Below are 13,816 nucleotides of genomic sequence, written 5' to 3'. Positions count from 1 at the left end.
GGTCGCGGACCCGGCCCACCGCCGTCGGGCATCCCTCGTCCTCACCGCAGGACGCCCGGGGCGGCGCCGGCCGGCCACACCCCGGGCTCCACCGCTCAGACCTTGCGCACGACCGGCGGGACCCAGCGACCGTCGAGCGCCTCGGGCCGCGGCGCGTAGAGGCGCATCGTCACGCCCACGGGTCCCCGCGGGGCGGGGAGCCAGTTGGACTCGCGGTCCGGGCCGGGGCTCTCGTGCTGGAGGTACAGGTCGAGCGAGCCGTCCGCCCCGTATCGCAGGTCGTCGCGGTCACCGATCGCGAACCGGTCCAGGACGTTGGCGACCTGGAATCCCTCGGCGTCGTACATCGTGACCGACCAGAATGCCTCCGCGGGCGGGAGCTGGTCGGCGTCGAAGTGCAGCACGTAGTCGTGGTCGCCGTTCACGACCTCCCCGTCGGCGTCCTCGACGAGGAACGGGTAGATCGCGTCCTCGACCGGGTTCGCCCCGAGCCCCACGAGCGTGACGAACGCTCGCTGGAGGTAGTAGTTGCCGTACACGCCCATCGGCTCCCGGAAGAGCGACCACCCGTTCACCGCGATCCCCAGCGTCGCCTGCGACGCACCCAGCAGCTCGCGCGCGCTCGCGGCGCCCGCCTCGATCTCGACGATCTCGGCCTCGTCGAACTGACCGGGGTCGAACTCGTCGCCCGGGACGACGCCCAGCGCACCGATGCGCGCGAGCACCGAGAAGTCAGTGGGGTGCGGCGGGTTGGTGTCGAGCAGACGGGTCGCGTAGGTGAAGAAGTCGACCGCGCTGAGGGCGTCGACCTGCCGCAGGGGCTCGGTCCGCGTGTCCGCGGTCGGGTCGATCACGAACGGCGGACGGTCGCCCAGCGCGCGCACGCTCATGCCGTCCTGGACCGCGTGCACGGCCGGGTAGTCCGCGGGGCCGTTCGTCTGGATACGACCGATGGCCCACACGTGCGGGGTCGGCGCGACGATCAGCGCGACCTCCTCGGGAAGGTCGTCGTAGAACTCGGTGAGGTCGCCCTCGTAGTCGGGCCCCACGACCAGGTAGTCGCCCGCGCCCGTCCCCGTGGTCCGCTTGCCGATCGTCGCGAACACGTCGGTCCACATGTCCAGCAGGGGCAGCATGTAGTAACGGTCGTCGGTGTCCGGGACGTGCAGCAGCACCGGCCCGTCGGTCAGGTCCAGCCACAGGTTCGCGTAGAGCGTGTCGAAGTTGGGTCGGACGACCGCACGGAAGTCCGCGGGCGGGAACGCGCGCAGGTGATGGAACGTGTTGGGCGGCCCGAACCCCGGGCGGACCCCCGCCTCCACGTTGGTGCCCTGGCGACGCGTCAGGTCCATGGTCACGAGCGGGTAGAGATAGAGGTAGGCCTCGTGGCTCAACGTGCGCAGGTCGTTCGACAGCTTTCCCATGACTCTCCGTCCCTCCGCGCCGGGGGTCGGCGCGCTCGGGCCCAACGTATCCACGGGCGTCGGGCGGTGCGCGGCGAGGGCGGGCGAACTCTCGGGGCTCGCGCGCCGCGGCCGTCCGCAGGGCGGGCGCGGGCTGCCGGTGGACGCCCCCGGGTGGGAGGATCGACGGATGACTGACGACGCCACGACCGAGCTGCCCCCGGTCCTCGCCGAGATCCGCGACGACTTCCTCGCGCTCGGCGAGCGCGACCGGCTCCAGCTCCTGCTGGAGTTCTCGCGCGAGCTGCCGGACCTGCCCGCGCGCTACCAGAACGCCCCGGGACTGCTCGAGCGCGTCGAGGAGTGCCAGTCCCCGGTCCGCGCGTTCGCCGAGGTCGAGGCCGACGGCGTCCACCTGTACGCGACCGCACCGGCCGAGGCCCCCACGACCCGCGGGTTCGCCTCGATCCTGGCCCAGGGGCTCGAGGGCCTGACGCCCGAGCAGGCCCTCGCCGTGCCCGACGACTACCCGTTCACGATCGGGCTGACCAACGCGGTGAGCCCCCTGCGCCTCAACGGCATGACCGGCATCCTGCTGCGCGCCAAGCGTCAGATCCGCGACCAGGTCGCGGCACGCTGAGGTCGCAGCGCCGCACAGGACCGATGGGTCCTGTGCTCTGATCGACCGTGCCGTCGCCGCGCCGAGCGCCGTGACCGGCCGGCTCGCTCAGCCGCGGGTCACCCCTGGCCGCCCGCGGACTTCGCGTCGAAGCCCTCGCGATGCCCCTGGATCTCGTCGGTGTTCTCCATGGCCCACCGGACCAGGGCGAGCACCGGCGGGAGCAGCGTGCGACCGAGCTCCGTGAGCTCGTAGTCGACCCGCGGCGGGACCACGGCGTGGACGGTCCTGCTCACGAGCCCGTCACGCTCGAGCTGGCGCAGGTTGAGCGTCAGCATGCGCTGGGAGATCCCGCTGATTCCGTGCAGGAGCTCGGTGAACCGCAGCGGCCCGCTCGAGAGCGTGCCGAGGATGAGGACGCTCCACTTGTCGCCGACCCGGTCGAGCACGCGCCGGACCTCGCTGGTCGCATGGTCGGCGCCGCAGCCGCCACCGTCGGGAAGTGGCACGTGCAGACCGTCAGGACCCGGCACGTGGAGCGCGCGGGGCCGTGGCACGTGGTGAGCGTCGGGACCTGGCGCCTGGTGGGCACCGGCGGCCGTCGCGGTCATGGGTTCTCCGTTTCCTGACCCACCGGGAACACCGGTGTGCCTTTTGTAGACCTCCTTCAGGTTACCCATGATGTCCTCCGGCACAAAAGGTGACTGACCAGACGGACAGTGACCCACGGGCCTCCCCACCGTGGCGCGACCCGCGCCACCGACCTCGAAGGAAACCCATGAACATCGCCCTCTGGATCGCCGCTGGACTGCTCGCCGTCGCCTTCGCCGGTGCGGGCTTCATGAAGCTCACCACCCCGGCCGACAAGCTCATGGAGAAGATGCGCTGGGTCACGCCCGGCCGTCTCGCAGCCACCCGCGCACTCGGCGCGCTCGAGCTGCTGGGCGCGATCGGCCTGATCCTGCCGGTCCTGACCGGGATCGCCCCGATCCTGACCCCGATCGCCGCCGTCGGCCTCGCCGTCACACAGATCGGCGCGATCCCCCTGCACGTCCGCCTGGGCGAGAAGCAGTCCGTGCCGGTCAACACCGTCCTGCTGCTCCTCGCGCTCTTCGTCGCCGTGGGGCGCTTCGCCGGCTGGGGCGCGTGACGCCGTCGGGCCGATGACGACGCGCGCGGCGCGCCGAGCGCGAGGGACCGACGACGGATCGGTCCTCGCGCTCGCCGCCCTCGCTCCGGCCCCGCCGGCTGCCCGGCCGGGCCTCAGGCGTCGGCGCGCAGCGCGAGCCTGCGCGCCAGGACCGCGCACACGATGAGCTGGAGCTGGTGGAAGACGATCACTGGCACCGCCACGGTGCCCGCGACCGCGACGGGGAAGAGCACCGCGGCCATGGGCAGGCCCGTTGCCAGGCTCTTCTTGGACCCGCACATGAGCAGCGCGATCCGGTCCTCGACACCGAGCCGCAGCCCGGCGCCGCCCCACCACGTGACCGCGAGCATGACGACCAGGATCAAGGCGCTGATCCCGACGAGCGCGACGATCGTCCACGCCGAGATCCCGGCCCACACCCCCGCGCTCGTCGCCGCGGCGACCGCCCCGAAGACCACGATCAGGATCGTGCCCCGGTCCACGGACAGGGTGAGCCACCGCCTGGCCCGGATCCACCTGCCGACGAACGGCTGCAGGAGCTGGCCCACGACGAACGGGGCGAGCAGGTGCACCAGGACGTCGCGCAGCCCGCTCAGCCCGCCCGTCGCGCCGCTCGACGACATGAACCACAGGACCAGCAGCGGCGTCACGACCATGCCCACGACGTTCGAGACCGTGGCCCCGCAGATCGCTCCGGCGATGTTCCCGCGCGCGACCGACGTGAACGCCACGGACGACTGGACGGTCGAGGGCAGCAACGACAGGAAGAGGATGCCCGCCGCGAGCGGCGCGCCGACCAGCGGGGTCACAGCCCAGGAGACCGCGAGGCCGACGAGCGGGAAGACGACGTAGGTCGAGGCGAGGATGCCGCCCTGGAGCCGGACGTTCTTCAGGCCCGCCCACACCTCGGTGGTCGACAGGCGCATGCCGTAGACGAGGAAGAGGACCGCGACCGCGACGTCCGCGACCGCGTCCACGACGCGCTGGGCCTCTGCGGGGACCGGGATCACGAGCCCCAGGACCATGGTCGCGACGAGCGCCACGATGAACGGATCGACCCACTGCTTGAGAACCTGGCGCACGAGGGTCGAGTCTAGGTGTCGCCCGAGGCGACGGCGTCGGCGTGTCAGGACCGGCGGGACGTCGAGTCCCCGCCGGTCCTGGCTCGTCGCTCCGAGCGCCCGACCGGGCTAGGGGTGCGCGTGCCCCTGGTAGCGGTGGAGCGCGGCCTGCGCGTGCTCGGGCACGCTGCCGTCCTTGTCGGCGACCAGGAAGATCCCGCCCATACCCATGTCGGAGTGGGACTGCACGTGGCAGTGGACCATCCACGCGCCGGGGCCGACCTTCTCGCCCGCGATCACCTGGAACCCGAACGAGTCGCCCGGGTTGAGGTCGCGCGTGTCGATGACCTGGGTCGGGTCGTTCGGACCCGTGAGATAGCCCGTGCGGTTGTTCGCCCACCGGTGCGCGTGCAGGTGGAAGGTGTGGAACGCGTTGCCGTGGCCGATCGCCACGAACTCGACCCGCTCGCCCTCGTTCGCCTCGAACACGGGCACGTTCGGCGCGACCTGGTTGTTGATCGACATCCCGTTGAACGCGACCGTGTACTGGCGGTCCGGCAGGACGTCTCCCTTGCGCCGGACGATGAGAGCGCCGTACATGCCGACCTTGACGCCCTCGGTGCCGTGGTCCGTGCCCAGCGCGTGGTCGTGATAGTGCCAGTAGCCGGCGCTCCCGGGCATCCACTGGCCGCCCTTGGTCGTGTACGCGGCGTGGGTGCGCCACACGTAGGTCCGCGACTGGCCGGGCTCGTTGAACGACGCGTTGAGCGGGCTGCCGTCGGAGTCGTGGCTGTAGCTCACGCCGTGCGCGTGCAGCGAGAGCCGCTTGTCGGTGGTGTTGACCAGGGTGATCTCGAAGGTCTCGCCCTCCCACATCTCGAGGGTCGGCCCCGGGACCGTGGCCTTGCCGGGCTCGAGCCCGTAGCCGACGAGGCCGCCGGGCAGCGCCTCGGCGTACATCGTCAGGCGGCGGACCTTGTTCTTGTCCGGCTTGCCCTTGTCCTTGTCGGGCTTGCCGTGGTTCCCGTTGCCGTGCGCCGCGGCGGGAGCCGCGCCGAGGCCGAGCGCCGTGGGCGCCACGAGGCTCGCGACCGTCCCGGCCAGCATCGACCGGCGCGAGATCTGTCGCTTGAGCAGTCCGTCGGGGGCGGCGGTGTCCTGCGTCATGGTTCTCCCTCTCCTCTGCCCGCCGACCCGGACCGTGGGGATCCGGCAGCGGTCAGGTATTCGTCGTCGAATCCCTGCGCGCTCGCACCGGTGACCCCGCGCGCCCTGCGGGCACGTGAGGTCGGACGGGCGAGCCTTGTCTGCACGCGGGCTGCGTGACCGATCCCGTGGCCCACGACGTCGTGGGCCCTGACCTCGGCCCGGCCCCGCGGTGGCGGGGTCCCGGTGCACGCCCGACCCTAGGGAGACTTCTGACAAGCGTCAAGCAGAAGTAGAAGGTTCACCCTTTTTGTTTTGCGATTCGCAACCCAGAAGGAGGCCGAGAGTCAGAACGGGCGAGCCCGCGAGGGCAGTCCGGCGCGTCGCCGCTCAGAAGAGCGTGTACCCGCCGTCGACCGTCACGACGGCCCCCGTCATGAAGCTCGACGCCTCGCTCGCGAGCATGACCACGACCGGCCCCAGCTCGGCGGGGGTGCCCCACCGCTTCATCGCGGCGGGGGCCACGCAGTCGTCGTAGTACTCGGGCTGGTCCACGGGCGACGCCTCGGTCAGGATGTAGCCGGGCGCGATCGCGTTGACCCGGATCCCGTGCGGCGCCCACTCGGCCGCGAGCCCCTTGGTCAGCTGGTGCACCGCGGCCTTCGACGCCAGGTACGCGGGCTGCCACCGCGGACGGTTGACGATCTGCGCGGACATCGACCCCACGTTGACGATCGCCCCGCCCCGACCGTCCGCGACCATCTGCCGGGCCACGGCCCGCGAGCAGTACCAGACGCCGTCGAGGTTCGTCGCGAGCGTGCGGTGCCACACGTCGTCCTCGATCTCGAGGGCCGCTCCCCCGATCGAGATCCCCGCGTTGTTGACGAGCACGTCGACACCGCCGCCCTCGCGCCCGACCTGCGCCACGACGTCGTCGACCTGCTCGCGGTCCGTGACGTCGAGCTCGTAGCCGTGCGCCGCGAGCCCCAGCGCCCGCAGCTCGTCGGCCGCCGCCTGCGCGGCGTCGAGCGTCGTCGCCGTCAGCGCGACCTGCGCCCCCGCCTCACCCAGCGCCTGCGCGAGCCCGCGCCCGATCCCGCGGCTCGCGCCCGTGACGAGCGCCGTGCGGCCGGCGAGGGAGAACGTGTCGAGGACAGCCATGTCGGTCCGATCCGGGGGTCAGAGGAAGCTCAGCAGGTGGAGAGGGGACAGAGGTCCAGGGATGCACGACGACGGCGCCGCCCCGCGAGGGGACGGCGCCGTCCGAGGCTCAGAAGTCGAAGAGGTCCTCGAGCCAGGACTCCTTCTTCTTGCGCTTGCGGTAGCGCGGGTCGTCGCTGCGGTACTGGTCCGACCCGCGGTCGGACCCGCGGTACCGGTCGTCCCCGCGGTAGTCGTCCCGGCGGCGGTCGTCGCCCCGGTAGTCGTCCCGGCGACGGTCGTCCGCGTAGCCGTAGGGCGCGGGCTGCGGCGGGACCGGCAGCTGCTGGGTCGGCGGGTACTGCACGGGCGGGGGCGTCGCCGCGCGCGGAGCCGCGGCTACCGCCGGGCCGCCGGCCTCGGCGGCGATCTCGGCCTCGAGGCTGCGGTCGATGATCTTGTCGAGCTCACCCCGGTCGAGCCACACGCCGCGGCACGTGGGGCAGTAGTCGATCTCCACTCCCTTGCGGTCGGACATCACGAGCACGGTCTGATCGAGAGGGCACAGCATGACGGGTCTCCTTCGTCGGGTCGAACGCACAACGGTCGGCGTGGCGCAGGGGTTCCCGCCTCGGGCCGGCAAGGTGGGTGTCACCGGCGGACAGGTGCGAGCCACGGGGCAGGACGGGCGGTCAGACCTCGAAGAGGTAGCCCATGCCCGGCTGGGTGATGATGTGCCGGGGGTTCGCGGGGTCGTCCTCGAGCTTGCGCCGCAGCTGCGCGGTGTAGACGCGCAGGTAGTTGGTCTCGGCCGAGTACGCAGGCCCCCACACGTCGTGCAGGAGCTGCAGCCGCCCGACCATGCGGCCCCGGTGTCGCACCAGCACCTCGAGCAGCGACCACTCGGTGGGGCTCAGCCGGACCTCCTGCCCGGCCCGCAGCACCCGGCGGCGGGCCAGGTCGATCCGCAGGTCCCCCGCCTCCACGACCGGCTCGGACACCTCGGCCGGCTGGGCGCGACGCACCGCGGCCCGCAGCCGCGCGAGCAGCTCGTTCATCGCGAACGGCTTGGTCACGTAGTCGTCCGCGCCCGCGTCGAGCGCATCGACCTTGTCGTCGCCCAGCTGACGCGCCGAGAGCACCACGATCGGTACGGCGCTCCACCCACGGATGCCCTCGATGACCTCGAACCCCGAGAGGTCGGGCAGGCCCAGGTCGAGCAGGATCACGTCGGGCCGGGCGCTCGCGGCCGCGTCGAGGGCCTCGGCGCCCGTCATGGCGACCGTCACGTCCCAGCCGTGCGCGCGCAGGTTGATCGCGAGCGCGCGCACGAGCCCGGCGTCGTCGTCGACGACGAGCACCCGGTTGCCGTCGCCGCTCATCCGCGCACCTCGTCCGTCTCGCTCGTGCTGCTCGTACCGTGGGTGCCGCTGTCCGCGCTGCCTGTGCCGTCCGTGCTCACGTCGTCATCCTCCCGCGCCTCGCGCGGGACCGTGACCACCATGGTCAGTCCGCCGCCGGGCGTGTCCTCGGGCGTGATGCTCGCGCCCACGGCCCGGGCGAGCCCGTCCGCGACCGCGAGCCCCAGGCCCAGGCCTTCACCGGTCGTGTCCCCGAGACGTTGGAACGGCTCGAACATGCGGACCTTGGACTCGTCGGACAGGCCGCGGCCCGTGTCGACGATCCGCAGCTCGATCTCCCGGGGTCCCGCCGAGGCCGTGATCCGGACGGGCTCACCGGGCGGGCTGTGCCGCACCGCGTTCGACGTGAGGTTCGCGACCGCCCGCTCGAGCAGGCCGGGGTCGGTGCGCACGAGCGGCAGGTCGTCGGGCACGTCGAGGCGCACGACGCCCGGACCGTAGGGCTCGATCGCGAGCGGCACGATCTCGTCGACCGACGCCGCACGCAGGTTGGGCCGCACGCTCCCGGTCTGCAGCCGAGACAGGTCGAGCAGGTTGTCGATGAGCTTCTCGAGTCGTCCCGTCGAGTCCTGGATGGTGCGCGTGAGCGCGTCGGTGTCCTCGTCGTCGAGGTGCACGTCCGGGGAGGCCAGCCCGTCCACGGCCGTGCGGATCGAGGCGAGCGGTGTGCGCAGGTCGTGCGAGACGGCCGCGAGCAGCGCGGTGCGCGTGGCGTCGGCCTCCTCGAGGACCGCGGCCTGGGCGGCCTGCTCGCGCAGGCGGCGGTACTCCAGGACGAGCCCGGCCTGCGCCGCGAAGGCCTCGAGGACCTGACGGTCGCTCGCGGGCAGGGCCCGGCCCCACAGCGACAGGCGGTGGGTGTCGTCGACACGCAGCTCGGTCCGCTGGGCGTCGCCCGGGTGCCCGACGGCGGAGCGCGCCCCGGTGCGCCCGTCCTGCTCGGCGGGGGTCCTGTCCCCCGCGGCGAGGGCTCCCTCCCCGGCGGGAAGCACGTCTCCCTCGACCCGGCCCGTGCTCGCGACCGTCCGCCACGGACCGCGCTCCCCCGTCCGCGTCTCGAGCTCGACCCGTGACAGGCCGAACGTCTCGGCGAGCCGGGTGACGATCGCCTGCGCGGTGTCCTCGCCCGAGAGCACGGACCGCGACAGGGCGGCGAGCGTCGAGGCCTCGGCCCGCGCCCGGTAGGCCTGCGCGGTCCGTCGCGCGGCGAGGTCGACGACCGACGCGACGGCCGCGGCGACCAGGACGAACACGAGGAGCGCGAGGAGGTTCTCGGGGTCCTGGACCGTGAGGAACCCGGTCGGCGGCGTGAAGAACCAGTTGAGGCACAGGAACGAGACGACGGCCGCGGCCACCGCGGGCCACAGCCCACCCACGAGGGCGACGCCCACCGACCCGGCCAGGAACAGCATGAGCTCGGTCGAGAGCGAGACGACGTCGCGCAGGAGCCAGAACACCCCGGTCAGCACGGCCGGGACCACGAACGCGAGCACCCACCCGGCGGTCCGGCGCGGTCGGGACAGCGCGGACCACCGGCCGCGCAGGAGCCTGCCCGCGCGCGCCTTCTCGTGCGTCACGAGGTGGACGTCGATCGTCCCGGCCAGGCGGGCGATCTCGGCGCTCGAGGACCCCAGGAGGGCCTCTCGCCAGCGAGAGTGCCGCGAGACGCCCACCACGATCATGGTCGCGTTGACCCCTTGCGCGAAGTCGACGACCGCCGAGGCGACGTCCTCGCCCACGACCGTGTGGAACGTCCCGCCCAGCGACTCGACGAGCTCGCGCGAGGCCGCGATGGCCGCGGGCGGTGCGCTGGGCAACCCGTCGGTCGCCAGCACGTGGACCGCGACGAGCTCGGAACCCGCGGCGCGCTGGGCGATCCGGGCGCCGCGGCGCAGCAGCGTCTCGCCCTCGGGACCGCCCGTGACCGCGACGACGATGCGCTCGCGCGCGGGCCACGTCCCCGAGATCGCGTGGTCCGCCCGGTAGCGGGTCAGGGCGTCGTCGACGCGGTCCGCGAGCCACAGCAGAGCGAGCTCTCGCAGGGCCGTGAGGTTGCCCGTGCGGAAGTAGGAGGACAACGAGGCGTCGATCTGCTCGGCCCGGTAGACGTTGCCGTGCGCGAGCCGGCGCCGCAGCGCCTGCGGCGACAGGTCGACGAGCTGGATCTGGTCGGCGTCGCGCACCACCTGGTCGGGCACGGTCTCGCGCTGACGCACGCCCGTGATGGCCTCGACGTCCGCGGTGAGCGACTCGAGGTGCTGCACGTTGACCGTGGTCACCACGTCGATGCCCGCGGCCAGGAGGTCCTGCACGTCCTGCCAGCGCTTGCGGTGGTGCGAGCCGGGAGCGTTGGTGTGCGCGAGCTCGTCGACCAGGACGACCTGGGGGTCGCGGGCGAGCACGGCCTCGACGTCGAGCTCGGTCAGCTCGACGTCCCGGTGGCTCACGACGCGACGCGGCACGACCTCGAGGTCGCCGATCTGCGTGATCGTCGCGGCGCGCCCGTGCGTCTCGACCAGGCCCACGACCACGTCCGTGCCGCGCGCCCTGCGTCGGTGGGCCTCGCCCAGCATCGCGTACGTCTTGCCCACGCCCGGCGCGGCCCCGAGGTACACCGTGAGCAGACCCGGGCGGCGGGCGCCGCCGTCGGGCCCCCCTGCCCTGCGGGCTCCGGGACCCTCCCCGCCCGCGGACGCGCCCGGGTCCGGGCGCCCCTCCTGGGGGCGCCCGGACCCTGCGGCCTCCTGGCCGCCGCGTCCCTCAGGCACGGGGCACCCGCGCCGTCAGCTCCGCGGCTCGGTGCCTCGCGCTCGTCGTCATGGGTTCATCTTCTCCGAGTTCTCGAGCGCGAGGTTGAGCTCGAGCACGTCGACACGCGGTTCGCCCAGGACACCGAGGTCCCTGCCTGCGGTGTGCTGCGCCACGAGGTCCGCGACGACGGCCTCGTCGAGGCCCCTCGCCTCGGCGACCCGCGCGACCTGCAGGGCCGCGTACGCGGGGCTGACGTGCGGGTCGAGGCCCGACGCCGAGGCCGTGAGCGCGTCGGCCGGCAGGTCTGCGGGGTCCACGCCGTTGAGGGCCGCGAGCGCCGCACGACGCTCGTCGATCGAGGCGACGAGCTCGGGGTTGAGCGGCCCGAGGTTGGTGCCTGCGGACGCGAGCGTGTCGTACCCGTCGCCCGCGGCCGAGGGGCGGCCGTGGAACCAGCGCTCGGCGTCGTCGGCCGCGGCGAAGTCCTGACCGATCAGGGCCGAGCCCACGACGGGTGCCCCGTCCGCACCGGTGTCGGTGATCGACGTGGCGTGCGTGCCGTCGCTGCGCACGAGCGAGCCGTTCGCCTGCCAGGGCAGGGCGAGCTGCCCGACGCCCCACACCGCGAGCGGGTAGGCCACGCCCAGGAGGAGCGTCAGGACGAGCAGGACGCGCAGGCCTGCGAGCGTCTGGCGGAACAGGGACGCGGCACCGGCCGAGGCCGAGGGACGCGCGAGGGGGGCGGGGCGTCCGGGGACGCCCGCGGGGGTGGAGAGAGTGCCAGGCATGTCAGCCAATCCCGGGGATGAGGGAGATCACGAGGTCGATGAGCTTGATCCCGACGAACGGGGCCACGAGGCCGCCCACGCCGTAGACCAGGAGGTTGCGGCGCAGCATCGCGGAGGCCGACGAGGGCCGGTACCGCACGCCCCGCAACGAGAGCGGGATGAGCACCAGGATGATGAGCGCGTTGAACACGACGGCCGACAGGATGGCCGACTCGGGGCTCGACAGGCGCATGACGTTGAGCACCGCGAGCTGCGGGAACACGACCATGAACATCGCGGGCAGGATCGCGAAGTACTTCGCGATGTCGTTCGCGATCGAGAACGTCGTCAGGGCCCCGCGCGTGATGAGGAGCTGCTTGCCGATCTCGACGATCTCGATGAGCTTGGTCGGGTCGGAGTCGAGGTCCACCATGTTTCCCGCCTCCTTGGCGGCGGTGGTCCCGGTGTTCATCGCGACGCCCACGTCGGCCTGGGCCAGGGCGGGCGCGTCGTTGGTGCCGTCGCCCGCCATGGCGACGAGCCGCCCGCCGGCCTGCTCGCGCCGGATGAGCGCGAGCTTGTCCTCGGGCGTCGCCTCGGCCAGGACGTCGTCGACGCCCGCCTCCGCGGCGATGGCCCGCGCGGTCACGGCGTTGTCGCCCGTGACCATGACGGTGCGGATGCCCATGGCGCGCAGCTCGTCGAACCGCTCGCGCATGCCCGCCTTGACGACGTCCTTGAGGTGGACGACACCCAGCACCCGCGCGGGCCCCTCGCCGACCTGCTCGGCCACGACGAGCGGTGTGCCGCCCGAGGAGCTCACGGCGTCGACGTGGGCCGCGAGCTGCTCGGCGACCGCACCACCGGGGCCGCTGCCCGTCGCGGCGCCGGTCGAGTGGACCCAGCGCTGGACCGCGCTGCCGGCCCCCTTGCGGATGCGGCGCACGCGCCCGTCGGGCAGCGGCAGGTCGATCCCGCTCATGCGCGTGTGCGCGGAGAAGGGCACCATCTCGGCGCGCTCGAGGACGTCCCTCTGGTCGGTCGGCCCGTCCCCGTCGCCGTACCGCTCACGGACGAGCACCACGATGCTCTTGCCCTCGGGCGTCTCGTCCGCGAGCGACGAGAGCCGGGCGGCCTCGGCGAGCTGCGCCGTCGTGACGTCGCCGACCGTGAGGAGGTCGGCCGCCTGCCGGTTGCCGTACGTGATGGTGCCGGTCTTGTCGAGCAGCAGCACGTCGACGTCCCCCGCGGCCTCGACCGCGCGGCCCGACATCGCGAGGACGTTGCGCTGGACCAGACGGTCCATGCCGGCGATGCCGATCGCCGACAGCAGCGCCCCGATGGTCGTGGGGATGAGGCACACGAGCAACGAGATCAGGACGATCATCGACTGCTTGGAGCCCGAGTAGACCGCGAACGGCTGCAGCGTCACGACCGCCAGCAGGAAGATGATCGTGAGCGAGGTCAGCAGGATGTTGAGCGCGATCTCGTTGGGCGTGCGCTGGCGCTCCGACCCCTCGACGAGCGCGATCATCCGGTCGACGAACGTGTGGCCCGCGGGCGCCGTGATCCGCACGACGATCGTGTCCGACAGGACCACGGTCCCGCCCGTGACCGCCGACCGGTCGCCGCCCGACTCGCGGATCACCGGGGCCGACTCGCCCGTGATCGCGGACTCGTCGACCGACGCGACCCCCTCGACGACGTCGCCGTCACCGGGGATGATCTCGCCCGCCCGGACGACCACCACGTCCCCGACGGCGAGCGTCGAGGAGGGGACCTCCGCCGTCGGGCAGCTCGCGAGGCCTGTCCCCGACGCGAGCGTGTCGGACGGAGCCATGACGCGCCGCGCGGTCGTCTGCTGCTGGGTCGCGCGCAGGCTCGACGCCTGCGCCTTGCCCCGGCTCTCCGCGACCGACTCGGCGAGGGTCGCGAACAGCACGGTCGCCCACAGCCACACCGCGATCGCCCACGCGAACACGCTGGGGTCGAACGCCGCGAGGAGCGTCGTGGCGACGGCCCCGAGCTCGACCACGAACAGCACGGGCGAGGCCACCAGATCGCGCGGGTCGAGCTTGCGGAACGCTCCGGGGAGCGCCGCCCTGACCTGGGTCCACGACAACCCCGAGCCCCGCCCGGGCCCGGCCTTGCGGCCACCGGAGCTGCCGGCCGAGCCGGCCGACGCCGACGAACCGGCCACGCCGTCAGCACCTTCACCGACAGCACCGGCTGAGCCCCCAGCGACAGGCAGCAGGACCGCGTCGGACGCACCAGCAGGCGCATCGCCCCCGACGGGGCGGCGGGTCGTGGTGGGTCTGGCGGAGGACCGAGGAACGAGGTCCTCGGGTAGGCCCGCCG

At 73.1% G+C, this 13,816-nt stretch carries 12 protein-coding genes; 2 read left to right on the top strand and 10 right to left on the bottom strand.

Going from position 1 to position 13,816, the window contains the following annotated elements:
- Window positions 1-95: 95 nt before the first annotated feature.
- Window positions 96-1,424, bottom strand: a complete 1,329-nt coding sequence (locus tag ACFWFR_RS11280) for a DUF1254 domain-containing protein (protein WP_377623022.1) — start codon at window positions 1,422-1,424, stop codon at window positions 96-98.
- A gap of 169 nt (window positions 1,425-1,593) precedes the next feature.
- On the opposite strand from ACFWFR_RS11280, the gene ACFWFR_RS11275 reads away from it, so the two are divergent.
- Window positions 1,594-2,043 carry a SufE family protein gene (locus tag ACFWFR_RS11275; RefSeq protein ID WP_191802906.1) on the top strand — a complete coding sequence of 150 codons (450 nt, stop codon included), beginning with the start codon at window positions 1,594-1,596 and terminating at the stop codon, window positions 2,041-2,043.
- Window positions 2,044-2,141: 98 nt separating this feature from the next.
- Here the strand turns inward: ACFWFR_RS11275 and ACFWFR_RS11270 are convergent, their stop codons facing one another.
- Window positions 2,142-2,531: a helix-turn-helix domain-containing protein gene (locus ACFWFR_RS11270; protein WP_318244475.1), complete on the bottom strand. Its 390-nt coding sequence runs from the start codon at window positions 2,529-2,531 to the stop codon at window positions 2,142-2,144.
- 269 nt (window positions 2,532-2,800) lie between these two features.
- On the opposite strand from ACFWFR_RS11270, the gene ACFWFR_RS11265 reads away from it, so the two are divergent.
- Window positions 2,801-3,172: a DoxX family protein gene (locus ACFWFR_RS11265; RefSeq protein WP_377623021.1), complete on the top strand. Its 372-nt coding sequence runs from the start codon at window positions 2,801-2,803 to the stop codon at window positions 3,170-3,172.
- Window positions 3,173-3,285: 113 nt separating this feature from the next.
- On the opposite strand, the gene ACFWFR_RS11260 is transcribed toward ACFWFR_RS11265, so the two are convergent.
- The 8 genes from ACFWFR_RS11260 to kdpB all read right to left on the bottom strand — a co-directional run bounded on the left by ACFWFR_RS11260 (window position 3,286) and on the right by kdpB (window position 13,658).
- The gene (locus tag ACFWFR_RS11260; RefSeq protein WP_377623020.1) at window positions 3,286-4,254 is read right to left on the bottom strand and encodes a bile acid:sodium symporter family protein; all 969 of its coding nucleotides are present in this window, start codon (window positions 4,252-4,254) and stop codon (window positions 3,286-3,288) included.
- A 108-nt stretch (window positions 4,255-4,362) separates the two neighbouring features.
- Complete coding sequence (locus ACFWFR_RS11255) at window positions 4,363-5,400, bottom strand: multicopper oxidase domain-containing protein (protein ID WP_225220196.1); 1,038 nt, start codon at window positions 5,398-5,400, stop codon at window positions 4,363-4,365.
- Between the two features lie 369 nt (window positions 5,401-5,769).
- Window positions 5,770-6,540, bottom strand: a complete 771-nt coding sequence (locus ACFWFR_RS11250) for an SDR family oxidoreductase (RefSeq protein ID WP_354511326.1) — start codon at window positions 6,538-6,540, stop codon at window positions 5,770-5,772.
- A gap of 109 nt (window positions 6,541-6,649) precedes the next feature.
- Complete coding sequence (locus tag ACFWFR_RS11245; RefSeq protein WP_377623019.1) at window positions 6,650-7,090, bottom strand: zf-TFIIB domain-containing protein; 441 nt, start codon at window positions 7,088-7,090, stop codon at window positions 6,650-6,652.
- Window positions 7,091-7,211: 121 nt separating this feature from the next.
- Complete coding sequence (locus ACFWFR_RS11240; protein ID WP_191802896.1) at window positions 7,212-7,901, bottom strand: response regulator; 690 nt, start codon at window positions 7,899-7,901, stop codon at window positions 7,212-7,214.
- On the bottom strand, window positions 7,898-10,555 hold the full coding sequence (locus tag ACFWFR_RS11235; RefSeq protein WP_377623023.1) for a DUF4118 domain-containing protein: 2,658 nt from the start codon (window positions 10,553-10,555) through the stop codon (window positions 7,898-7,900). The genes ACFWFR_RS11240 and ACFWFR_RS11235 overlap by 4 nt, the downstream gene beginning before the upstream one ends.
- 201 nt (window positions 10,556-10,756) lie before the next feature.
- On the bottom strand, window positions 10,757-11,479 hold the full coding sequence (kdpC, locus tag ACFWFR_RS11230; protein ID WP_377623018.1) for a potassium-transporting ATPase subunit KdpC: 723 nt from the start codon (window positions 11,477-11,479) through the stop codon (window positions 10,757-10,759).
- A 1-nt stretch (window position 11,480) separates the two neighbouring features.
- Window positions 11,481-13,658, bottom strand: coding sequence for a potassium-transporting ATPase subunit KdpB (gene kdpB, locus ACFWFR_RS11225; protein ID WP_377623017.1), 2,178 nt, complete (start codon window positions 13,656-13,658; stop codon window positions 11,481-11,483).
- Window positions 13,659-13,816 lie beyond the last annotated feature (158 nt).

It is taken from the genome of Oerskovia sp. NPDC060287, from assembly GCF_042726775.1.
Taxonomy (GTDB): Bacteria; Actinomycetota; Actinomycetes; order Actinomycetales; family Cellulomonadaceae; genus Oerskovia; species Oerskovia merdavium.
The sequence above is the reverse complement of the archived record's forward strand: the minus strand, read 5'-3'. Positions and strand labels throughout refer to the sequence as shown.

What these genes read in the sequence shown, in the direction of transcription:
- ACFWFR_RS11265 (WP_377623021.1), top strand. Translation starts at nt 2,801, where the DNA reads ATGAACATCGCCCTCTGGATCGCCGCTGGACTGCTCGCCGTCGCCTTC.
- kdpC (WP_377623018.1), bottom strand. Translation starts at nt 11,479, where the DNA reads ATGCCTGGCACTCTCTCCACCCCCGCGGGCGTCCCCGGACGCCCCGCC.
- ACFWFR_RS11245 (WP_377623019.1), bottom strand. Translation starts at nt 7,090, where the DNA reads ATGCTGTGCCCTCTCGATCAGACCGTGCTCGTGATGTCCGACCGCAAG.
- ACFWFR_RS11255 (WP_225220196.1), bottom strand. Translation starts at nt 5,400, where the DNA reads ATGACGCAGGACACCGCCGCCCCCGACGGACTGCTCAAGCGACAGATC.
- ACFWFR_RS11250 (WP_354511326.1), bottom strand. Translation starts at nt 6,540, where the DNA reads ATGGCTGTCCTCGACACGTTCTCCCTCGCCGGCCGCACGGCGCTCGTC.
- ACFWFR_RS11280 (WP_377623022.1), bottom strand. Translation starts at nt 1,424, where the DNA reads ATGGGAAAGCTGTCGAACGACCTGCGCACGTTGAGCCACGAGGCCTAC.
- ACFWFR_RS11275 (WP_191802906.1), top strand. Translation starts at nt 1,594, where the DNA reads ATGACTGACGACGCCACGACCGAGCTGCCCCCGGTCCTCGCCGAGATC.
- ACFWFR_RS11240 (WP_191802896.1), bottom strand. Translation starts at nt 7,901, where the DNA reads ATGAGCGGCGACGGCAACCGGGTGCTCGTCGTCGACGACGACGCCGGG.